This window comes from Exiguobacterium undae DSM 14481 (assembly GCF_000620805.1).
GTDB classification, from domain to species: domain Bacteria; phylum Bacillota; class Bacilli; order Exiguobacteriales; family Exiguobacteriaceae; genus Exiguobacterium_A; species Exiguobacterium_A undae.
Window position 1 is genome coordinate 2179395 of the sequence record NZ_KK211187.1, and the last position, 22669, is coordinate 2202063.

Annotated in this window: 24 protein-coding genes and 1 riboswitch; of the genes, 9 read left to right on the forward strand and 15 right to left on the reverse strand. The window is 48.7% G+C overall.

What is annotated here, in order from left to right:
- Positions 1–30 precede the first annotated feature (30 nt).
- From P397_RS0112100 to rnz, 6 genes are read right to left on the reverse strand one after another with little or no spacing between them, the layout of a single operon-like run.
- Positions 31–597 (reverse strand): hypothetical protein, encoded by a 567-nt coding sequence (locus P397_RS0112100; RefSeq protein ID WP_028106721.1) that lies wholly within the window; start codon positions 595–597, stop codon positions 31–33.
- Entirely contained in the window at positions 588–1553 is a 966-nt protein-coding gene (locus P397_RS0112105; RefSeq protein ID WP_081776988.1) for an ATP-binding cassette domain-containing protein, read from the reverse strand. Before P397_RS0112105 ends, P397_RS0112100 begins: the two co-directional genes overlap by 10 nt.
- Positions 1516–2208 carry a hypothetical protein gene (locus P397_RS0112110; protein WP_028106723.1) on the reverse strand — a complete coding sequence of 231 codons (693 nt, stop codon included), beginning with the start codon at positions 2206–2208 and terminating at the stop codon, positions 1516–1518. Before P397_RS0112110 ends, P397_RS0112105 begins: the two co-directional genes overlap by 38 nt.
- A complete protein-coding gene (locus P397_RS0112115) occupies positions 2186–2599 on the reverse strand; it encodes a DUF4430 domain-containing protein (RefSeq protein WP_028106724.1) in 414 nt (137 codons plus the stop codon). The genes P397_RS0112110 and P397_RS0112115 overlap by 23 nt, the downstream gene beginning before the upstream one ends.
- Positions 2596–3492, reverse strand: a complete 897-nt coding sequence (locus P397_RS0112120) for a hypothetical protein (protein ID WP_028106725.1) — start codon at positions 3490–3492, stop codon at positions 2596–2598. Before P397_RS0112120 ends, P397_RS0112115 begins: the two co-directional genes overlap by 4 nt.
- A 6-nt stretch (positions 3493–3498) precedes the next feature.
- Positions 3499–4404, reverse strand: coding sequence for a ribonuclease Z (gene rnz, locus P397_RS0112125; protein WP_028106726.1), 906 nt, complete (start codon positions 4402–4404; stop codon positions 3499–3501).
- A gap of 107 nt (positions 4405–4511) precedes the next feature.
- On the opposite strand from rnz, the gene P397_RS0112130 reads away from it, so the two are divergent.
- Entirely contained in the window at positions 4512–4691 is a 180-nt protein-coding gene (locus P397_RS0112130; protein ID WP_026828866.1) for a hypothetical protein, read from the forward strand.
- A 59-nt stretch (positions 4692–4750) separates the two neighbouring features.
- On the opposite strand, the gene P397_RS0112135 is transcribed toward P397_RS0112130, so the two are convergent.
- Both P397_RS0112135 and P397_RS0112145 read right to left on the reverse strand, forming a co-directional pair.
- Entirely contained in the window at positions 4751–5875 is a 1125-nt protein-coding gene (locus P397_RS0112135) for a M20/M25/M40 family metallo-hydrolase (protein ID WP_028106727.1), read from the reverse strand.
- A 229-nt stretch (positions 5876–6104) separates the two neighbouring features.
- Positions 6105–7058: an aromatic acid exporter family protein gene (locus tag P397_RS0112145; protein ID WP_026833517.1), complete on the reverse strand. Its 954-nt coding sequence runs from the start codon at positions 7056–7058 to the stop codon at positions 6105–6107.
- Positions 7059–7136: 78 nt separating this feature from the next.
- Between P397_RS0112145 and P397_RS0112150 the strand changes: the two genes are divergently transcribed.
- The 4 genes from P397_RS0112150 to P397_RS0112165 all read left to right on the forward strand — a co-directional run bounded on the left by P397_RS0112150 (position 7137) and on the right by P397_RS0112165 (position 10926).
- Complete coding sequence (locus P397_RS0112150) at positions 7137–8222, forward strand: N-acetylglucosaminidase (RefSeq protein WP_028106728.1); 1086 nt, start codon at positions 7137–7139, stop codon at positions 8220–8222.
- A 56-nt stretch (positions 8223–8278) separates the two neighbouring features.
- Positions 8279–9214: a manganese-dependent inorganic pyrophosphatase gene (locus P397_RS0112155; RefSeq protein WP_026833519.1), complete on the forward strand. Its 936-nt coding sequence runs from the start codon at positions 8279–8281 to the stop codon at positions 9212–9214.
- 89 nt (positions 9215–9303) lie between these two features.
- Positions 9304–10068, forward strand: coding sequence for a 2,4-dienoyl-CoA reductase (gene fadH / locus P397_RS0112160; RefSeq protein WP_028106729.1), 765 nt, complete (start codon positions 9304–9306; stop codon positions 10066–10068).
- 144 nt (positions 10069–10212) lie between these two features.
- Positions 10213–10926 (forward strand): ZIP family metal transporter, encoded by a 714-nt coding sequence (locus tag P397_RS0112165; protein WP_028106730.1) that lies wholly within the window; start codon positions 10213–10215, stop codon positions 10924–10926.
- A gap of 89 nt (positions 10927–11015) precedes the next feature.
- Here P397_RS0112165 and P397_RS0112170 read toward each other — a convergent pair whose 3' ends face one another.
- The 6 genes from P397_RS0112170 to P397_RS0112195 all read right to left on the reverse strand — a co-directional run bounded on the left by P397_RS0112170 (position 11016) and on the right by P397_RS0112195 (position 15878).
- A complete protein-coding gene (locus tag P397_RS0112170) occupies positions 11016–11627 on the reverse strand; it encodes an HD domain-containing protein (protein WP_326932318.1) in 612 nt (203 codons plus the stop codon).
- Positions 11628–11697: 70 nt separating this feature from the next.
- Entirely contained in the window at positions 11698–12420 is a 723-nt protein-coding gene (locus P397_RS0112175) for an amino acid ABC transporter ATP-binding protein (protein ID WP_026833523.1), read from the reverse strand.
- Between the two features lie 13 nt (positions 12421–12433).
- Positions 12434–13090, reverse strand: a complete 657-nt coding sequence (locus P397_RS0112180; protein WP_026833524.1) for an amino acid ABC transporter permease — start codon at positions 13088–13090, stop codon at positions 12434–12436.
- Positions 13091–13150: 60 nt separating this feature from the next.
- Positions 13151–13924, reverse strand: a complete 774-nt coding sequence (locus tag P397_RS0112185; RefSeq protein WP_026833525.1) for a transporter substrate-binding domain-containing protein — start codon at positions 13922–13924, stop codon at positions 13151–13153.
- A 309-nt stretch (positions 13925–14233) separates the two neighbouring features.
- Entirely contained in the window at positions 14234–14659 is a 426-nt protein-coding gene (locus tag P397_RS0112190) for a BrxA/BrxB family bacilliredoxin (RefSeq protein WP_028106732.1), read from the reverse strand.
- A gap of 34 nt (positions 14660–14693) precedes the next feature.
- Positions 14694–15878, reverse strand: coding sequence for a class I SAM-dependent methyltransferase (locus P397_RS0112195; RefSeq protein WP_028106733.1), 1185 nt, complete (start codon positions 15876–15878; stop codon positions 14694–14696).
- Positions 15879–15997: 119 nt separating this feature from the next.
- On the opposite strand from P397_RS0112195, the gene P397_RS0112200 reads away from it, so the two are divergent.
- On the forward strand, positions 15998–16771 hold the full coding sequence (locus tag P397_RS0112200; RefSeq protein ID WP_026833528.1) for a sporulation protein: 774 nt from the start codon (positions 15998–16000) through the stop codon (positions 16769–16771).
- A gap of 74 nt (positions 16772–16845) precedes the next feature.
- On the opposite strand, the gene tenA is transcribed toward P397_RS0112200, so the two are convergent.
- Positions 16846–17541, reverse strand: a complete 696-nt coding sequence (gene tenA, locus P397_RS0112205) for a thiaminase II (protein WP_028106734.1) — start codon at positions 17539–17541, stop codon at positions 16846–16848.
- Positions 17542–17614: 73 nt separating this feature from the next.
- A riboswitch (TPP riboswitch) is annotated at positions 17615–17720 on the reverse strand.
- Between the two features lie 189 nt (positions 17721–17909).
- Between tenA and P397_RS0112210 the strand changes: the two genes are divergently transcribed.
- The 3 genes from P397_RS0112210 (at position 17910) to P397_RS0112225 (ending at position 22625) form a co-directional block, all read left to right on the forward strand.
- Positions 17910–18791, forward strand: a complete 882-nt coding sequence (locus P397_RS0112210) for a DUF1002 domain-containing protein (RefSeq protein WP_026833530.1) — start codon at positions 17910–17912, stop codon at positions 18789–18791.
- A 278-nt stretch (positions 18792–19069) separates the two neighbouring features.
- Positions 19070–20929, forward strand: coding sequence for a ribosomal protection-like ABC-F family protein (gene abc-f / locus P397_RS0112220; RefSeq protein ID WP_028106735.1), 1860 nt, complete (start codon positions 19070–19072; stop codon positions 20927–20929).
- A 220-nt stretch (positions 20930–21149) separates the two neighbouring features.
- Positions 21150–22625, forward strand: coding sequence for an alanine/glycine:cation symporter family protein (locus P397_RS0112225; protein ID WP_028106736.1), 1476 nt, complete (start codon positions 21150–21152; stop codon positions 22623–22625).
- Positions 22626–22669 lie beyond the last annotated feature (44 nt).

A 22669-nucleotide genomic window follows, 5' to 3' on the forward strand; every position in this document is an offset into this window, starting at 1 on the left:
ATACTTCACTCCAGTCTCATGGGATTACTTCTATTTACCCGATTTCCCGTCAAACGAGTGCAAAATCCGTAAAAAAATCGGATGCAACATCCAGATGAACACCGCGTTCGACACCCCGTGCAACAAATCAAACACACCGCCTGTCAGCAACAAAGTCACAAACGCTTCAGGCGAAAAACCGGTAAAAATCAAAAATCCTAAATTACTGATCCACCCATACAAAAAACCGGCCATTGCACCATAGATCGATAACATGATCCGTGATTTCATCCCCGGCAATACACAAAAGAGACTGATTGCAGCATAGGCGATGATTTGAAACAGGACAAACGGTCCGCTTCCTAAAAACAGACTGGTCAGCACAACGACAAGCATCCCGGAAATGGCCCCGATGACCGGACTGACGCACGCAGCAAGCAACAAGACAAGCGCCGTGGCCGGTTGAACATTCGGGACACTGGCAAACAGTAGCCGGCCGACAATCGCCGCTGCCGTGACCAAGGCGATGAAACGCAACATCGATTCTGAGACGGGACGGTATTCAAACCGGAGCACGATCAAACTGATCAGAACGACGGCAACGAGAATCAATTCCATTCGTAGACCCTGCTTTGCTCGATAAAGGCAGCCGCCGGACCGTCATAGGCGACTTCTCCCTGGACGAGATAAATGACACGGGTCGCATGGACGATTACGTCCGGATCATGTGTGGCGATGACGATTAATTTTTGCGGCTGCGCAAGCAACGCATCGATGAAGACCGTGCGGTGTTGATTCGACAAACCGGCCGTCGGTTCATCAAAGTAGTACGCGTCTTTTGACCACGATATCCGGGCTAGTACCTGTTGTTTTTGTTCGGCAAAGGTCAAGTTTTCACCGGCAAGAGCCGGTGCGAGTGCTGGATGAGCCGGGATATACCGCTTGTCTCCTGTCCGTTTGACTTTGCCATACAGCGGCCGGTCGACGCCTAACAATAAACGTAGAAGAGTTGATTTCCCGCTTCCGTTCGCTCCAATCAAGGCGACCCGTTCTCCGGACCGAAATGAGATCTGACTGACTGCCAAAGCGTACTTCGCTTGTAACGGGTAACGGTGTTCGACGCGAATCATCTCGTCGATGACTGGACCAATTGATGTCTCTTGAAACGCTGTTCGTTGCACACGATGCTGAGGTGTCACCGAGTACGTGACGTGACACGTAAAACGCTGTTCGATTTCAGCTAATAAGGATTGCAGACGCGACTTGCGCGTTTGATCCAAAAATAAAAACGGTTCTGCCAAAAAAATTGACTTTGGCAGTGACGCCAACGTATAGCCGAGTGAGACAAGTTGTTGTTCACCGGACGACAATTCACTGGTTTCCCGGTCAAAAAAGGCTTCCAGTCCCAGCAAGGTCGCCAGTTCACCGGCAACAAATAAACTGGTCGTCGACAGTAAATCACGGACACGGCCATGCAACAACCGGTCGGGACGGATGACGTCCGCCCCCTCGGATTGTGCCAAACGTTCCAACGTCTCAAGCGAGCCGGTTTCGTCGGTAATGATAGTAGGCATCACGCAACCCTCCTTTTGAGAAAATCAACAGTAATGGTAAAAGAAAAGCGGCTGCGAGTTCGAATGGGGTCGTCAATCCATAAAAGGCACCACCGATCAACAAACCTTTGAGCACGTCCCGATGCGTCAAGCGTTGGAGGCGACTGGGCACTGCCTCAATCGGCAGCAGATGATACAGCGCAATTCGTTCCAGCTTCACTTCAAGCGACTGTTTCGGATGACTCATCTTCACTTCCGGCCAAGTGCGCAGCAGCGATGGCACAATCGCCAGGACCATCCCGGTCAGACGTGTCAGCCGGGGCAGGACTCGAAAGAGCGGACCCATCTGTTCCAGACGAACGAGTGTAAAAACGAGTTGACTGGACGTGACGAAGACCGCGACGGTCAACCCTGTCATCCAAATTCCGTAAGCATCGATCGAGGCCCCCACGAGCAGCGGAGCATACATCAAACCGACATAGAGCAGTGGAAGCAAGAGGTAACGAAAAACCGTCCATTCGCGGATCCCGATAAAGAACAACAGATGAAAGATCAGAAGAACGATCAGGTGCGTTGTCAGAAAGAACGGGACCGATAACATCGCCACTAAAAAAAGAGCGACATTCAGCGGATGAAGTCTCTCCCGTTCTGCCTTACTGAAAATAAGCCATTGCATCTTTTTCAAACCGCCACTCCAGGCGGTCGCCGTCTTTTAACTCATACGCGGCAGCACCAACCTGTCCCGGTTTATCGTTGACACCAAATACCCAGCCGCTGCTCGCGCCGGCTGATTTTTCCCGGATCCCGTCTACGGCAGTGACATAACTCATGTCGCCTTTACCGGTCTTGACGACAGCTAAATCCGTCTCTTCCAACGCATCCAGTGCCGTGTCCGATTTCGTCAAACACATTTTGTCCTCGAACAAGGTTTTTTTATCGGCATGATCGACAACGGATACTTCGACCGATCGGTCACAGGCTTTAGCACTTTCATTATCCGTCGTTGTCGTTTGTTCCGCACACCCCGCCAATACTACGAGACTGCTGATCAGCATCCATTTTTTCATCGTACGACTCCTTTTCGTCTTGAAGTTTCAAAACTGTAATTGTATAAAAGAATTTTTTTATCTTGTAACGATTGACCGTCCGATCGGAAATACGTTAATCGAATCGCATTCGCGAGCACGTCTTCGCCCGTGTTGACATAGGGAATCAGATCGCCTTGATCATCCACCAGTAACACGGTCGCATCTTGCAGACTGAACGTCTCATACAGACCGTCGAGATCCATTTCGACGTAAGGGGTTTTTGATTCATGCAAAATCTGTTTGATCGATAACGTCTTTAACATCGCAAAGGACGTCGAGGCATCAATCAGTTTTTGATAATACGACTCCAATGACCGCGTCAATACTTCTTCCCGCGGACGATAGGTCAAGGTTCCCGTCACTTCCTGATACGAGACCTCATACCGAACGAACCGGGTCGGCGTTTTCGCAATCAGTTCAAATGTCGCATTCCGCAGATTACCGCCTTGGTCAAACAATAATTGACTTTGCTCCAAGCGTAACGAATCATCGCCGATCCGCCGGTCGATATGATCCATTAAGATTTCGAACGAATCATCCGTGATCGTGACCTGTCCCATCTGTTGGGTTTCTTCGCGAAGAGTGATCGTATCAAACGGACCCAACACTAGCTGTAACAGGAAAAACAGAAATCCGAACAATGCCATGTACCGTTTGTATCTCGAGTTTTTCTTAGGGTGTAAGACAATCAAAAACAGAATGATGCCAAGCGGCAGTTGAATGTCATAAACGGGAAAGGACACCGCCCCTAAGCAGGCGTAAAAGACGAATTTTAAATATAGATACTGTTCTTTTTCGGTTCGCTTCTCTAAAAAGAAGCCAAGGATGATGGCAGCTAACAAAAAAAGTGACCATTGGATGAGAAAGTCCATATTGTTTTATCCCTTCATCACGACAGATTGATGATCCATCATGAGGTATGACTCTGGAAATACTTCTCGTGCCTCCGTTTCCAAGCGTTGTTCCTGATCGACGTAGCGCGCTGAAATGTGCGTCAACAACAGTTTTTTCGCTTGCGCCTGGACAGCGATCTCAGCCGCTTGCCTCGCCGTCGAATGTCCGAACCGTCCGGCATGATCCTGCTCGGAATCTGCAAATGTCGCCTCATGAATCAAAAGATCGACCTGATCCGCCAAACGGATGCTGTTGTCACAAGGCACCGTATCGCCTAATACGGCGATCTTGACGCCCGGTTTAGGTGCCCCTAGAAAATCAGCGGATTGATATTCAGTTCCTTCAAAAACAAACGTTGGTTCCTGCTTGATCTGTCGATACAATGGACCGGAAGGAATGTCTAACCGTTTTAATTCCTCCACCAACAAGGCACCCTTCTCTTCTTCTCCCTCAATCCGGTAACCGAAGGCAGGAAAACGATGTTCCAACTCTTCGACGGTGATCCGGAATCCTTCATGTTCATAGGTCCGGCTTGCCTCAACTTCAATGATGTCGAGTGGATACCGCAGATACGTCCCGGTGACGCGTAATGTCGCGTCGAGCCACTCCTTTAATCCTTTTGGTCCATAAATCGTCAACAAAGTCGTCCCTTCCAGTGCAGCCCGGGTGCTGATAAAACCTGGCAGTCCGAAGATATGATCGCCATGCAGGTGCGTGATGAAAATCGTACTGACCTTACGTGGTTTGATCGGACTGTGCAACATCTGATGTTGCGTTGCTTCACCACAATCAAATAACCAGGTCATCTTCGGATGTAACAGTGCGATGGATGAGACATTCCGTTGTTTGGACGGCATTCCCGCACCTGTTCCTAAAAAATAAAATTCCATCTTTTTCCCCTTTTCGTAAAATTAGCAATTTTTATACACAAAATACACCTTTCTCGAGCGGAAGCATGATAAACTGTACCCATACTGATTCGAAAGGTGGTTTTTCCATGACCAAAATCGAACGGACTTATGCACGAATCGTACAAAGTGCCCGGATGTTAAACGAGAACTATCGGCAACAGTATGGGAAATCGATCCAAATTCAGGACATCGCGACAACCTTACTATGTACGGAAGAACTTGTTCTTGAGTCGATGGAATATTTCGAACGTCCACAATTAACTTAATCGTACAACGACAAAGAGTGTACCGCAACGTTGCGGTACACTCTTTTTTTAGCTCGGCATCACTTATTCGTGATGTAATCCACTAACGTCACACATAATTCTGCTGTCTTGACGAGCTCTTCAATCGGCATTTTTTCGTTTGTCGTATGAATGTCTTCGTAACCAACAGCCAAGTTGACGGTCGGAATACCAAAACCGGCAATCACGTTGGCATCTGATCCCCCACCAGAATGCAACAGGCGTGGTGTCCGGCCGAGTTGCGTGATCGCCGCCTTCGCGACTTCCACCACTTGATCTCCGTCTTCAAATTTAAAGCCTGGGTACATGACTTTAACTTCCACTTCCGCACGTCCACCGAGTTCTGCTGCGACATCTTCGAAAGCTGCTTTCATTTTCGCCGTCTGCGCTTCCATTTTCGGAGCAACAAGCGACCGGGCTTCCGCAAAGATTTCAACGTAATCACAAACGATGTTCGTTGACGGACCGCCGCCGCTGAAACGTCCGATGTTTGCCGTCGTCTCTTCGTCGATCCGGCCAAGCGGCATTTTGGCGATCGCTTTCGCAGCAATTGTAATCGCTGAGACGCCTTTTTCTGGAGCCACACCCGCATGGGCCGTTTTTCCATAGATTTTGGCATTGACTTTCGCTTGCGTTGGAGCTGCCGTGATGATATCGCCGACTTTTCCGTCCGAATCGAGTGCAAAGCCATAATCGGCGTCGATTTTAGAACGGTCCAAGACCATTGCCCCGACCAATCCTGATTCTTCACCGACCGTAATGACGAATTGAATTTTTCCGTGAGGTTGGTTCGTTTCATTCAAAACATGAACCAATTCAATTAAAGAAGCGAGTCCCGCTTTGTCATCCGCCCCAAGAATCGTTGATCCGTCCGTTTTGACATACCCGTCCTCGATGATTGGTTTAATCCCTTGTCCCGGGAAAACGGTATCCATATGGGAAGTGAAATAAATCTTATCGACACCTTCCTGTGTTGCCGGGAGTGTCACGATTAAGTTATTTCCTTTATGTTCCGTTTTTGATGACGCATCGTCCTCAAACACTTCACACCCGAGTGCCGTGAACGTCTCCTTCAGATGGGCACAAATCTGTGCCTCTTCTTTTGATTCCGAATCAATCTGGACCAATTCTAAAAATGTATCGAGCACACGTTGCTCATTGACCATGTCGCATTCCTCCTCGATTTTTCAGTACGTCTAGCGCTTTGTTAGTATACCATTAATGGGCGGATTTGCACTTCAGAAAGGTTGTTTGTACAATGGCTATAATCACGTATCGTTTGAAAGGAGTGAATGGCCTCATGGCAAAACCATCTAAACAACAGCGGATCATCAAATGGACGACCATCGCAATTTTAGCGATTTTCTTGATCGGCACCTTCGCCTCGACGATGTTTTATCTTTTTTGATGCACAAACCGCTGTTTGAGTTGTAAATACTGTTCCGTCTCTTGCAACATATGCAGCAAGGCAGACCGGACTTCAAATTCGTCCCGTGTCGTCGGTAAGGGGGAAACCCGGAATTCTTCGAGCAGACGTCTCAGTTCGTTTAAGAAAACAGTCGCATCGGCATCGGGTCGGACATTGTCACCAATCGTCCGGAACAGGTCGGCGACTTTTTTGCCTTCTGCGACGACCAGAACCAAATCGTCGACATTTCGGACGATGCCGCTCAAGAGTTCAAACTGTTGTTCCCGCATCCGGAAATACAGATAGTCCTCATCGTCATTGCGTCTCCCGATCGCATTGCCCATTCGTTTCAAGGAGGCGTCCTTCCCTTCTTTTAACAATCGTTCCGTCTCGTGTAACGTCAGTGAGTGGTGGTTGATCCGTCCCGTTTCGACGGCGGCCGCCACTTCAAAAAACAAGGCGGCAATCCGTTGATCGATTTGGCGGCGGCGTTCGGCAATCGTTTGATCGAGACTCGGCATGTACATGTTGACGAGCAATCCGACACCCACTCCGATCAACAACAGGTAAATCTCATTTAAAAAGATGTCGAGATTCAGTTTTTGCGCCGTATACAGATGGGTCAGAATGACGACACTCGTAATGAAACCGTCCTGCAGACGGAGGCGTTGTGTGACCGGAAGGAATATAATGAAATATAAAGCAATCGCAATCGGTCGGTAGCCGATGACTTCAAAGAGGATAAAGCCAACCCCGATGGCAAGCAACGAAGCCATGATTCGTTCATACGAGGCCCGGAACGATTTCTTGCGCGTCGCCTGAATGCTTAATATGGCGATGATGGCCGCAAAGACGTAATAATCGAGCTGCATCTCCTCTGCGATCCACATGGCGAGTGCGGCTGCGACAGCCGTCTTCAACGTACGATATCCAATCAACATGGACTTCCCTCCATTCTTTGTTAGCGTACCTATTCTTTACCCCGGTTGTCGATTGATATTTTCAAAGGACGTGATTTTTTGAGTAAACGCACCATCCGCCCCACCCGACCGGTTCGCAAATCAGGTTCCTGGAAAGGCATCCTGTTCTTCTTTTTGTTCGGCATGCTGCTGTTCGTTTTGTTCCGAGACAAGCCGAAGACGATTCTTCCCCCCGCCTCTCCTTACATCGCTGAACTCTACCGGGACGGGAAAGTGATCGAAGAAAAAGAGTTTGATTCGTTTGATCAGGCAAAAGCGTTTGTCGGTCAACAACGTGGTGCCGTGCAACGCACAACCGACGAACGTTATCTGTACTTGACCGGTTCGGGCATCGGCATCGCCGATGCACCGGAAACGCTCAACATCTATGCCGACCGGACTTTAAAGAAGCGACTGACGTATGTCGCCCCCGGCAGCCGGTTATCACTTTTGACCTACGGCGAACAAGCAAGCCGGATTGAAATCGCCGGTCTGACGGGATATGTCGATTCTGAGCGGTTGACACCGTATCCGCTCGAGCGATCGAGTAACCGCTCTTACTACGAGACACGAGGCGATCGCTTACTGCATTATATCGTTGCGGATGCTGGACTCGGCGGATTGATCACGGCGGGACAAGCACCGTCGTCGGCACCTGAACGGACGACGACCTATGTCGAGTCGAAGACGTTAACCAAAAATTTGCGTCAACCGACGGATTTGACGGCAAAGCAGCTCGATGCGTACATCAAAAAAAACGCACCGGACAGTCCGTTGATCGGTACCGGCAAGACGTTTAAACAGGTCGAACGCGACCACAAGGTCAATGCCGCTTATTTGCTCGCGCACGCCATCCACGAATCCAATTACGGTCGGTCGGAGATCGCCCGGGATAAGTTCAACCTGTTTGGGGTGAATGCGACCGATATCGCACCGGGTCAAAATGCGACGGCCTACACATCATTTGAAGATTCGATCCGGAAAACCGGCAAGTTCATCGCCCGGGATTATCTGGCGGAAGACGGCAAGTATTACCGGGGTGCGTTTCTCGGAAATAAGGCCCGGGGGATGAACGTGTTTTACGCCTCCGACCCGTACTGGAGCGAAAAAATCGCCGGTATCCTCTTGAAAATGAACGCCGTCTAATTCCGAGTTATGGTACACTAATGGGCGAGACATCAATCATTTAGGAGTGAATGCACATGGAAAAAGTTTTAGTATTTGGTCATAAAAATCCGGATACGGATACGATTGCCTCAGCGATCGCTTATGCGGAATTAAAAAAAGAACTCGGCGTCCACGCGGAAGCGATTCGTCTTGGTGAAATCAACGGCGAAACTCAATTCGCACTCGATTATTTCAAGGTGGCGGTTCCCCGTCTCGTCACACGCGTATCAAGTGAAGCACACCACGTCATTCTCGTCGACCACAATGAACGTCAGCAAAGTGCTGATGACATCGATGCGGTCACGGTGACGGAAGTCATCGACCATCACCGGATTGCCAATTTCGAGACATCTGATCCGTTGTATTACCGCGCTGAACCGGTCGGTTGTACGACAACGATTTTAAACAAGATGTACAAAGAACACGGTGTCGCGATCAAACCGGAAATCGCCGGCTTGATGTTATCGGCCATCGTCTCCGATTCGTTATTGTTTAAGTCACCGACGTGTACGGAACAAGATGTCATCGCAGCACGTGAGTTGGCGGAAATCGCTGGTGTCGACGTCAATGTTTATGGACTCGACATGCTCAAAGCCGGCGCTGACTTATCAAAGAAAACAATCGATGAATTGATTGCGCTTGATGCCAAGGAATTCACGATGGGATCGCTGAAGGTCGAAATCGCGCAAGCCAATACAGTCGATACGGCAGAAGTACTGCTTCGCCAAGCGGAACTTGAAGCCCGGATTGAATCATTGATTGCTGAAAAGGATCTTGATTTGTACATGTTACTCGTAACGGACATCCTGACGAATAACTCTGTCGCGCTGGTTCTCGGACCGGAAGCCTCACTTGTCGAACGTGCTTATGGTCTCGAAGCGACGAACCACCTCGTGTACCTCGAAGGTGTCGTCTCACGGAAAAAACAAGTTGTTCCTGTCTTGACGAACACAGCACTCGCTGCCGAATAATTTATTCAAAAAAGAAGGAGTCTGCTCCTTCTTTTTTGAATATGTATAATGAATGGTTGTTCATTCATTATACAAGGGGGACTTTACGGATGAAAAAGACAATACTCGTCACCGGTGGAACAAGCGGCATGGGGAAAGCGATGGCACTCGCCTTAAAAGAAGCCGGTTGGAATGTCGTCGTCACAGGGCGCGACGCCGAGCGTTTACAACAGACGGATCTCGATTTACAACAGATTGCTGGTGAACATGCCGTCATTCAGATGGATGTCCGTGATCCTGAAGCCTGTCTCGCAGCCGTCAATCAAACACGTGCGCGTTTTGGTCGACTCGAGGCCCTGATCAACAATGCGGCGGGTAATTTTATCTGTCCGACGGATGAGTTATCACCGAACGGGTGGAAAACGGTCGTCGATATCGTCTTGAACGGAACGTTCAACTGCTCCCATGCCCTCGTCAAAGGATGGCAGGAAGATCAGGTCGTCGGGGGTCAAATTCTCAATATCGTCGCCTCTTATGCGTGGCAGGCAGGTGCGGGTGTCGCACCAAGCGCTGCGGCAAAGGCCGGCGTCTTGAACCTGACACGGACCCTCGCCGTCGAATGGGGGTATAAGTATCAAGCCCGTGTCAATGCAATCAGTCCGGGACCAATCGAACGGACTGGCGGCGCTGACAAACTCGCCATGTCACCGGAGCATGCGGAACGGATTCGCCGGAACGTGCCGCTCGGCCGGTTCGGAACACCGGAAGAAATCGCCGGACTTGCCGTCTGGATGTTGTCCGATCAAGCCGGTTACTTGAACGGGGAATGTATCGCCCTTGACGGTGGCCATTGGCTGAATAAACAACCGTTTTAATGCTTGTCTTAATCCCCGTCTTGACGACCGGGGATTTTTTTGTCGCCGGCTGCCCATCCAAGACACTGATTTCGAATTAGATATGTTTATTAATCATTTTTTTAGGAAAATAAGAATACAGGTAAGTAGAAGGAGGTGGATCGTATGGGCATAGCTTTTATGTGGGGCGCCATCGCGGGAGGGGCTGTTGTCATCGGCGCCTTGATTGGTTTGTTTGTTCCGCTGAAGCAACGGTTGATCGGGTACGTGATGTCGTTCGGAACGGGTATTTTAATTGGTGCCGCGACGTTCGAGCTGCTCGATGAAGCATTAAACAAATCGACGACGATGGTCGTCGGCATTTCCTTCATCGTCGGTTCGCTTGTCTTTACGGCATTTGATATGTTCGTCTCGTCACGTGGAGCGAGTAAACGAAAGCGGTCCTCGGGCGGCAACGAAGGAACCGGAACGGCAATCTTTTTCGGAACGATTCTTGACGCGATTCCGGAATCGATCATGATCGGAGCCAGTCTCCTGTCCGGTAACGTCAGTGCAGCCCTTGTCGCCGCGATTTTCGTCAGCAACATTCCGGAAGGACTCTCGAGTACGACCGGACTTCAAAAGGACGGGTTTTCAAAGAAAAAAATTCTGTTGATGTGGGGACTCGTCTGGTTGATTTCCGCACTCGCATCGCTAGCCGGATATTCGATCCTCGCCGAGTTGCCCAACATGCAGTTTGCGATGATCGGTGCTTTTGCCAGTGGCGGTATCATCGCGATGCTTGCTTCGACGATGATGCCGGAAGCGCATGAAGAGGGCGGCGCGATCGTCGGTTTATTCGCATCCCTCGGTTTGATCACGGCAGTCATCTTAAGTTAACCCGCAAAAAGCGGCTGATTTAAACATCTTTCTCTAATGACAAAGGTGGCAGATAACCTTCTGCCACCTTTGTTGCCGTTTAGGACGCACTATGCTTCTTCCTGACCTTCCCACTCCTGCTTGAACCGTTCGACGAATTCAAGCATGTAACGATGACGATCTGCCGCGATGACTTTTGCCGTGTCCGTGTTCATCAAATCCTTCAGACGCAATAACTTTTCGTCAAAATGATGCAAGGCACTCGTTGGACTCGTCCGGTCGCCCGGCTCGCGTGGAGTGAGTCCCGGTACATACATCGGTTCCTTGAATTGACCAGCGAACTGGAACGTCCGGGCAATCCCGATGGCTCCAATCGCATCCAACCGGTCCGCGTCCTGGACGATTTTCCCTTCGAGCGTCCGCATCGGTGGCCGGTCTCCCCCCTTAAAGGACAAACTGTTGATGATTTCCAAGATCTGTTGCCGCTCGCCGGGCGATACACGTGGTTGAAGATACGTGTCGACGAGGCTGCTCGTCCCTCCAAGTTTTGCATCCGCGACATCATGCAACAAGGCTGCCAGTTCAATGATCTGTACGTCGCCCCCTTCTCGTCTCGCAATCTGTAACGCCATCCGCCGGACACGTTCGATATGCGCATAATCGTGTCCCGAAAAATCATCGGCATGAAAGGTTTTGACGAACTGTTCCGTTTCCTTGATCACGATCGTTCCCTCCTTCTAAAAAACTTGTTTAAAAAACGCTAACTCAGTTTAAAGGAGTTAGCGTTTGATCTCATAATACTTTTTCGAGGAATTTTTTTGCCCGATCCGTTTTCGGATGATCAAACAATTCGACCGGACTGCCTTCTTCCATCAAAATCCCTTCATCGAGGAACAACACACGATCGGCGACTTCTTTAGCGAAGCCCATTTCGTGTGTGACGATGACCATCGTCATCCCACTCTCTGCCAGTTGCTTCATGACGTCCAGCACTTCATTGACCATTTCCGGATCAAGGGCCGACGTCGGTTCATCAAACAGCATGACGTTTGGTTCCATCGCTAGGGCACGGGCAATCGCAACCCGTTGTTTTTGACCACCGGACAGCTGATTCGGGAAGTTGTCCCGCTTCTCTGCCAATCCGACACGATCGAGTAACACTTCCGCCCGTTTGACAGCGTCTTCCTTCGATAACCCAAGCACGTTGATTGGCGCATAAATCAAGTTATCGAGGACTGATTTATGAGGGAAGAGATTAAATTGTTGGAAGACCATTCCGATATTTTGACGGGCTTTGGCGATGTTCGCTTTCGGTTTCGTCAATTCAAAACCATCAACATTAATCGTCCCGCCGGTCGGTTGCTCCAATAGATTGATGCAACGCAAAAACGTTGACTTCCCGGATCCCGACGGTCCGATGACGGCGACGACTTCGCCCCGTCCGACAGTCGTCGTGATGCCTTTTAAGACTTCTAATTTTCCGAACTGCTTATACAGATCAGTCACTTGAATCATAGGTTCCATCTGATTACCCACTCTTTCTCATAGCTTTTTCGACTTGTTGACCAATCAAGGACAATCCCATCACAAGCACGAAGTAGACGAATCCGGCAAACAACAACGGTTCGAAGTATAATGCCTTTTCTCCGCCGACGACCTGCGCCCGACGCATGACATCAAGCACACCGACCGTCGAAATCAACGCCGACTCTTTCGTCAACGTGATCATTTCGTTCATGAGTGCCGGCAGGATGTTTTTAAAGGCTTGCGGCAAGATGATTGAACGCAGTTGTTTCATGTACGGAATTCCGAGTGCATCGGCCGCTTCCCATTGTCCGCGGTCGACGGCTTGAATTCCGGCCCGGATGATCTCCGAGATGTACGCACCCGAATTTAAGGAAAAGGCGATGATCGCCGATTGATAACCGGTTGTGACGTACCCCGTCAATTGCGGTAAACCAAAATGAATGATCGCCAGCTGTAAAATGAGCGGTGTTCCGCGGAACACGGCCGTATAGGCATGACCGATGAACCGAACGAATCCGTTTTTCGTGATTTTCAGGGCGGCGACCACGATTCCGATCAGCATCCCGGCAATTGCCGCGACGACCACAACTTGGAACAGGACCGGAATCCCTTGCAGGATGTATGGGATTGAATCTTGAATCTTTGTAAAGTCTATCATAACCAATCTCCTAACGTCGCACAAAAGGGATGAGGTTACCCCCACCCCTATGCACTACTCTTATTTTGCTTCTTTTTGGAACCATTCTTCTGCAAGTTTGTCGATGTCACCATTGTCGATCATCTTTTTCAACTCAGCGTTGAACTCGTCACGCATCTTGTCTCCTTTTTTGAAGGCGACAGCAGAACCGGTTGGTCCATCTTCCTTGATTTCATATGTTTTCAACGACTCGTCTTGATCCATATATTTGACGGCGACGGCGTCTTCAATAATCAGCGCGTCGATCCGGCCTGTGTTCAATTCTTGAATGATTTCCGGAATCTTGTTTAACGAGACCGCTTCACTGTCTTTGTAACGGTCTTTTGCCAACGCTTCTTGAATCGATCCGAGCTGGACACCTACTTTTTTGCCCTTTAACTCATCATCCGCCGTGATTGCTTTATCCTTTGTCATGACGAGGTTTTTTGATTCAAAATAAATGTCCGTGAAATCAGCGTTCTTTTTCCGTTCGTCCGTCGGTGTCATGCCCGCCATGACGAAGTCGACACGTCCCGAGCTGAGCGCTCCGAGCAGACTGCCAAATTCCATGTCCTCGATTTTGAGATCGTAGCCGAGATTTTTCGTGACTTCTTTTGCGATCGCGACATCAAATCCAACGATTTCGTCACCTTTCGCCGTGTCGATGTATTCAAACGGGAAGTAATCCGCTGACGTTCCCATCGTCAATACTTTGTCGCTTGTGTTCGTCTCGCCTGTCGATTCTTCCGACGCGCCACATGCTGCCATCGTGACTGCGAGAATGCCTGCCATTGCCGTTGCTACTAATTTTTTCATGAATAAATTCCCCTTCCAACGCTCAATTGTCAGAACTTTAACAATAGTATGACTTATGTTTTTTTCTAATTCAATACTAAAAAGCCTGACCTGATTTATTGTTTTTAGAATATACGAATATTTATTCATTGTAAAGCATAAAAATCTTGAAATAATGCATAAAAATCTTTTTTATTCATCATTTATGATTAATCAAAATCATTGTTAGCGCTTACATTTATTTGTAGATAGTCCTTTTTTCTCTATCTGAATTCAACCGAACGATAAAAAAGAGACCGACAGTGGAGTCGGTCTCTTCTTCATCACACATTAAGCGTAGATTTCAATCAGTGATTCTAATTTCTCGACGACTTCTTCCGCCGAGAAGGATTCGATGTCGAATCGTTCGACCATCGACAAGATGTTTCCGTCTTGCATCAATGCGAATGATGGTGATGACGGCGGATACCCTTCGAAGTATTCACGTGCCCGGTCTGTTGCTTCCCGGTCTTGTCCTGCGAATACCGTGACGAAATGATCCGGTTTGACGCCTTCCATCCGGTTGATGTAAGCGGCTGCCGGACGTGCGATGCCGCCAGCACATCCACACACCGAGTTGACGAGGACGAGTGTCAGTCCTTCGCGTTTCATCGCCTCATCGACACTCTCGACCGTTGTTAGTTCTTCAAAGCCGGCTGCTGCTGCTTCTTTACGTGCCGTCTGAACGACATCTTCAAAATACATTTGGAAATCCATTGTATTTGTTCCCCCTTTAAAATCGTTGTCTTCTTTATTGTACGAGTTTCGATGAAATCTGTCCAAGTCTGCCGCTCAATTCACGTTCCAAAAACGGTTTTGCCTGCAAGAGATCCCGGAATGCCACGTAACGCTCAATCTTTTCGTCAGTCGGTTGTTTTTGACTTTTATACGCTCGGATCAACACGTTTTTTGGTGTATGTTCCAGATCGATGAACTCAAGTAACTGTGTATCGTAGCCGACGAGTGACAATAATTCGGCACGAATCGAATCCGTTGCGAGTGAGGCAAACTTTTCCTTGATCAAGCCGTGCTGGAGCATCACGTCGAGCGGTGAACAATCCAACTGACGGTTCAGTTCCTTTTGACAACACGGGACACTGAGAATGACAGAGGCGTTCCAATCCACTGCCCGGGCGAGAGCGACGTCGGTGGCGACGTCACAGGCATGCAGCGTCACCATCAAATCGACTTCTGTTTCCTGATCGTAATCGTGGACATCGCCGACTCGGAACGTCAAATCGTCATATCCAAGATCGGCGGCAATCGCCGTACACTCTTCGATGACTTCTTTTTTGAGATCAAGACCGGTGATGTTTAAATCAAATCCTTTGACGACTTTCAGATAATGATACAAAGCGAATGTCAAATACGACTTCCCGCATCCAAAATCTAAAATCCGTAGCGTCCGTCCTTTCGGCAAAACCGCGATACTGTCTTCGACAAATTCCAGGAATCGATTGATCTGTTTGAACTTGTCGTATTTTTGCCGTTTGACTTGTCCGTCTTCCGTCATGACACCAAGCCGAATCAGGAAAGGAACCGGAATGCCGTCTTCGAGCAAATGACTCTTTTTCCGGTTATGCGACAGTTCCGCCTGCACCGGTTCTTTAACCGTCGTCTTCAGCGAGACTTTCATCTTCTTCGACAGTTGGAATTGAAGTTCTTCCGTCTCGAAACGGAATAAAAATTGACGAAATTCGTTAAAATAATCGTCCATTCGCAAAATAAATTCTTCTATACTTAAATTCTCATGCTTAATGATCCGTTCATGTTGAAACTCTAACTGGATTGCATACGTATCTCTAAGTAGAATCGGTTTTAACTTGATTCGACGCAGATCGTTTGATTTTTGGCGCGGACCGCTAATCGTCGCGTGTATGAGTGAAGTTGCCTGCAGTTTTTTGATAAGCAGGTCTTTTAATTGGTCTAGTTCCACGTATCGTCCCGTCCTTTTTTGTTTGGTCTTTCGAAACTGTAGCAAATTCACCCGCGTTCGACAAGCAAGCAAGCTTTATTGTTCAGTGCTCATACTTCATTTTTTAGGAGGAAAACAACATGTTCAAAAAAATTCTTTCACAAATCGGCATCGGTGCCGCAACGGTCGATACACGACTCGAACAAGATCACTGTGAACCCGGTGGAACGATCACGGGCGTCGTCCACATCAAAGGCGGCAGCGTCGATCAGGAAATCGCCCGGATTTATCTCGCCTTCAATACCCAATACAAACAAGAAGTCGGCGACAGTACGGCATTCACGACATTCACACTGGATCGGTTTGCGTTAAACGAAGCTCCGTTTACGATTGAAGCAGGTGTCGAACGTGAAATTCCGTTCACGCTCCAAGTACCGTTCAATACGCCGCTCTCCGTCAGCCAATCCAAGTCGTGGATCGAAACGGGTCTTGATATCGCGCAGGCGGTTGACCCTTCTGACCACGATGCTGTCGTCGTCAAAGCCAATGACTACCAATCGGTTATCCTTGAAGCGATGGAAGACCTCGGATTCCGCTTAAAGAAAGCCGATACAGAGAAATTGCCGGGCCGCTTCCGGAAAGATCTGCCGATTGCGCAAGAACTCGAGTATTCAGCTCGCGGCACTCATTATGCCCATAAACTGGACGAAATCGAAGTCATCCTGTTGCAAGACCGGTCAGGCATCGATATCGTCGTCCAGATCGACCGCCGTGCCCACAGCCTTGGTTCACTGTTCAGTGAAATGGCCGGTACGGACGAGACGATGACAAAACTTTCGTTATCCAATCAGGATTTAACCAATCCGACTGCCGTCAAACAACGTCTGGCGGATTTGATTGAACGACACAGCTGAGTTATTTTTTTAGACAACAAACACCGGATTCGATTGTCGTCGGATCCGGTGTTTGTTGATTTAAACGTTTTTCCTTACTTCGATGATGGGATTTCCATCGTCTGCATGTACTGTTTTTCAAACGTCTCTTCCGTCCAGCCCATCTGCCAAAACATCAATTCATAATAACAACTTTTGACAAAATGTTGTTTCATCCGTTCCCGTTCTTCGGCACTTGCCCGCTCCGCCAAATCATTCAGACGATCAACTTGTTCAAAGACGACCCGTTCAAACCATTCGGAACTGTATGTCGCAATCCATTGCGCATAGATTGGAGAATCCGGCGTACAGCCTTGTAACTGCTGTCCGACTTCATAGTAAAGCCAGTAACACGGTAAAATGGCAGCAATCGTCTCCCCCAGTGTCCCTTCACTCGCATGATGCATGTGCGACACATAAGCATAAGCCGTTGGTGCCGGTTCGAACTCAGCCAGCGTCTCGCTTGAGATTCCAAGCGGTTCAAAAAACGATTGGTGCAGACTGAGTTCTGCGGCATAGGTCGATGTCGCATGCTCCGCCAGTTCAGCGATCGTCGCAAAATCTTGGGCTTTCGAAGCAGCGCGGGCCTGGATTTTTGCAAAATGTTTTAAGTAATAGGCGTCTTGCAGGACGTAATGGCGAAACTTCGCTAGCGGCAAAGTGCCGTCTCCGATCCCTGTGACGAACGGATGGCTAAAGCTGCTGTCCCAATACTGTTGTGCCGCTTGCCGGATTTCTTCACTGAATGTCATGTCGTTTCCCCCTTTGTTAATCAAAAAACGCCACACCCGATGTCAGGCATGACGTGAAAAGACCATAAAAAGAGGATCATCCACGCCACTTCCCTCCGTAAGTCCAAACTTAATCAGGTTCAAAGGGTCCGAACGTCTCCGTCGTCTCAGTCAGCCTACTGACTCCCCTAGTGGTCGCTATTTGATTTGTTTTGAGTTTATCATGATTTGATGTGGAATTGACCCTTTCTCGTCATTTCGCTCATTTTTTTTGTACAATGAACATGACGGAAGGTGGATGACGGCTCGTCCTTGAGACCGATTCTCTTCTGTCGCCGGTCGATTAGACTAAATTTAGTACCTGATACTTAACTTATGGAGGAACTTTTATGAATAAAACAATCACATGGACGGCATCTGCTTTACTTGCTACGACCTTATTGCTACCGACGGCCGCATCTGCTGAACAAGTAGTCGACAAAACAATCGTCACCCTTGGCGAATCCCTTGGGGCAAAGGATAAATCGTGGGTCTTGTCCCGTTTGAATGCACCGGAAGGCATCACCCCGATTATCGCCACATCTGCCGATGAAGAAAAATATCTCGGGAAAAACATTCCGCAATCACAACGGGGTGGCGGCATGTACTCTTCCGCTAAAATTGAGTTGGCGGAAAAAGGCGATGGATTATCTGTCGCAACCGAAAACATTACCTGGGTCACAAAAGACATGTACCTCAACGCCCTTGTCACGGCGGGTGTAACGGATGCGGACATCACGATCACGTCCCCGTATAAGGTAACCGGAACTTCGGCTTTGACCGGAATCATGAAGGCGTACGATCAAACATCTGCCGAGACGGGCATCAAACTGACAGATGAACGAAAAGACCTTGCCCAGCAAGAACTCTCTGTGACATCCGATGTCGGGAAAACGGTCGGGACGGATAAGGTCGCCGACTTGATGAATGAAATCAAAGCGGAAATCGCGAAACAACAGCCGGAAACGAAGGTCGAGATTGAAAACGTCATCGTCCAAGTCATCCAAAACAATAACATCAATTTATCCGATGCTCAGATGGACCGGTTGACTGGACTGTTTAATCAGATGGAACAAGCGGACCTGAACTGGGGTCAAATCGAGAGTGGTCTAAAAGATGCCGGACAAGATATCCAGGCCTTCGCGACCTCAGAAGAGACAAAAGGATTTTTTGCGAAGTTGTTTGATGGTCTCAGTGCGTTCTTCAACTCGATTGCCGGCTTGTTCAAATAAAAAATTAGCATTTTCTTTTCTGTCAGGCATGGTAAAATAGATGTATTGAATCGGAAAAGGTGGTGTGAAGACATGGGTTTTGCTGCGTGTAAGCATTGGTTGATGGAACAACTGTATCTGTTGCGCGTGATTTTTCATGGAATGGCGTTCTAAGGGACTAGTCTGCCCTTTTTTAACGAACCCAATACCTGAAAAATAAAGCAAAGCGCATCTTCCACGAGTCAAGGAGAGTGCTGTTTGCGCTCTCCTTTTTTGATGCGCCAGAGAGGATATTTCATATGATGATCTGCGACATCCAACACCTGACAAAACAATTCGGAGGCGACGATATCTTAACGGACGTCTCCCTCTTTATCGAGCACCAAGACCGGATCGGCTTGATCGGCCGAAACGGAAGCGGTAAAACGACGCTCTTACGTCTGATTGCCCGGCTTGATTCCGAAGACAGCGGAACGATTTATCAAAAAAGCGGGCTCTCCATCGGTTATTTGGCACAACTTCCCGTGTTCGACAACGTAATGACGGGGCGTGATGTCCTGTGGACTGCCTTCGCCACGCTTGTCGGTTTACAACACTCCCTGCAACAAATCGAACGGGACATGGCGACAAAAACCGATCAGATCGAACAGTTGCTCGAACGCTACACGCAGGAGACGGAAGCTTTTGAGCGCCAAGGCGGGTATTTGCTGGATTCCAAAATCGACCGGATGATTAACGGCCTGCAGCTGCATGCCCTTTTGGACCGTCCGTTTGAGCAGCTCAGCGGCGGCGAACAGACAAAAATCTGCCTCGGGCGGATGTTGTTGACCGAGCCGGAATTGTTGATCCTCGACGAACCGACGAACCATCTCGATCTAGACGCCGTCGAGTGGCTGGAATCCTTTTTAGCCGATTATGCCGGGGCTGTCCTGATCGTCTCCCACGATCGTGTCTTTCTTGATGCGGTCGTCACGCGCATCGCTGAACTGGAGGAAGGTCAGATTCAGCTGTACCAGGGAAATTACACGTTTTACGTGAAGGAAAAGGAACGCCTTCTACTTGAACAATTCCATGCTTATCAGGAACAACAGAAAAAGATCAAGCAGATGAAGGAAGCGATCCGCCGTCTGCGGCAATGGGCAAACGAAGCGTCACCACCAAGCGAAAAACTGTTTCGAAAAGCAAAATCGATGGAACGGGCACTTGCACGGATTGAACGGATCAAACGCCCGAAGCTTGACGCCGAGACCCCCGACCTTGCGTTTGCAACACATGGAAAAACGAGCCGGATGGTTTACCGCGTCGAGGATGTCAGCATCGCCTTCTCTAAACAACCGTTGCTTCATTCATTAAACTTTGAGATTTCGGCAAAAGATCGAATCGCCATCGTCGGCGCAAACGGCAGCGGAAAATCCACACTATTGCATCTCCTGTTAGGCCATCTTGAACCGACAAGCGGTCTGATTACGCGTGGACCGTCAGTCAAAATCGGCTATCTGTCGCAACGCATTGACTTCCCGCCCGGTGAACGTTTGATCGACGTTTTTCGCGCGACCGTTAATCTCGATGAAGGAACGGCGCGACAGCGTCTCGCCCAGTTCTTGTTTTTTGGCCCCCGGGTCTTCTTACCGATCGAGGCGTTAAGTGGTGGTGAACGCATGCGGCTGATGCTCGCGATTCTGGTCCACTCCGATTTGAACGTACTGATTTTGGATGAGCCGACCAATCATCTCGACATCGAATCACGTGATGCGCTCGAAGAAGCACTCGAATCATTTGACGGAACATTGATTGCCGTTTCGCACGACCGCTATTTCTTGAACCGGCTGTTTACGAAGACTCTTTGGCTTGATCAGACGATGGAGTTGTTTCCCGGTCCGTATGCCTATGCGTCAACCAAACGGCAAACACAGCCGCCTGTCGCCAAAATACCGAAGAACGTCGTTTCCGCCAAAAAACGACCCTCTCCTTCTCTTCCAGTACAGACAACACGTCAAGTAGAAGAGACGATCGAACGATTGGAACAGGAACTGACGATGCTTGATCGGCAACTTGCTGAAACGACGGATTATGAAGAGACGATGAAACTTTTTTCTGTCCGTGAACAACTTGTCCAACAGCTCGATGTGCAATACGAACAATTTTTAGCTTCGGAATGAGTCATTCCTCCTAAATGATGTGCTTTTAAGACCTGTCGATTTAGTCGGCAGGTCTCTTTTATTTTTCAAAAACAGTTCAAATTCTCTACTTTCTAAATAGTTAACCAAATTAATCTACGAAAAAAAGTTTTAAAATTTATCTTGCATATTGTCTGAAAATTCGTATAATTCAACGTATAGCTATTTTTTCTACCAAAAAACTTTAGGAGGAATTTTTCAAATGGATGCCTTTCAACAAGCAATACAATCAGGAGTCGATTTTGCGAACAACATCTTATGGTCTTATATCTTAATCGCAGCACTGATCGGGGTCGGCATCTATTTCACGATTCGGACGAAGTTCATTCAGTTCCGGTACTTAAAAGAAATGTTCCGAGTGACGCTCGATAAAAATGAAAAAACGACAGATGATGGAGGAGAAAGCATTACATCGCTTCAATCGTTCTTCATCGGTGCCGCTACACGAATCGGAACCGGTAACCTGGCCGGTGTTACCATCGCCATCACGCTTGGTGGTGCAGGTGCCGTCTTCTGGATGTGGATGGTTGCTTTAGTCGGAGGCGCCACTGCTTTAATCGAAAGTACACTGGCTCAAGTCTACAAAGTCCGCGATACAAAAAACAATGCTTACCGCGGAGGTCCAGCCTACTACATTGAAAAAGGACTAAAAAATCGTGCTCTTGGAATCGTCTTCGCGATTTTAATCGCCGTCACATTCGGTTTGATCTTCAACTCGGTTCAATCGAACACGATCGCTGCAGCCTTTGACAATGCCTTTGGAATCAACAAAGCTGTCATCGGTGGTATCTTGGTCGTCTTGACAGGACTCGTCATCTTCGGTGGTGTCCACCGCGTCGCGAAATTCTCAGCCATCGTCGTTCCTGTCATGGCAGGTCTTTATTTAATCGCTGCTCTCTTCGTCGTCGTCACGAATCTCACGGAACTTCCTGGCGTCTTCGCGATGATCTTCAAGAGCGCGTTCGGAATTGAACAAGCATTTGGCGGATCCGTCGGAGCAGCCATCTCACTCGGCGTAAAACGTGGTCTGTTCTCAAACGAAGCCGGTATGGGGTCTGCACCAAACGCAGCAGCAGCTGCGGAAGTCTCCCACCCTGCAAAACAAGGTTTCTTGCAGACACTTGGTGTTTTCCTTGATACATTGATCGTCTGTACCGCAACGGCTGCCATCGTTCTTCTCAGTGACAGTTATGCGACAGGTAACGGCGAAGGAATCGCGATGTTACAGAACGCATTAGGTGAACAACTGGGTGCCGTCGCTCCTGCCTTCATCGCAATCTGTGTCTTCTTATTCGCGTTCAGTTCAATCGTCGGCAGTTACTACTACGGTGAAACGAACATCGAATTCATCAAAAAGAGTCCGGCCGCTGTGTTCGGCTTCCGAATCGCAACGATGGCTTTCGTCTTCATCGGTTCTGTCTTAAGCCTCGGTATGGTCTGGAGTTTCGCCGACCTCTTCATGGCCGGTATGACGTTAATCAACTTAACAGCGATCTCGCTCTTAGGCGGCATCGCCCTCAAAGTCATCAACGATTACCAGGAACAACGGAAAAAAGGACTTGATCCGGTCTTCTCGGCAAAAGCACTCGGCATTGAAAACACAGAGTGTTGGGATGAAGAAGAAGCCGTCCGTCCTGCAGCAGGAGAAGCATCACCGCCTCCGATTGCGCGCCGCTAATTGTATGTCTCGCCTTGGACGTTACGCCTTCCGTAATGTCCAAG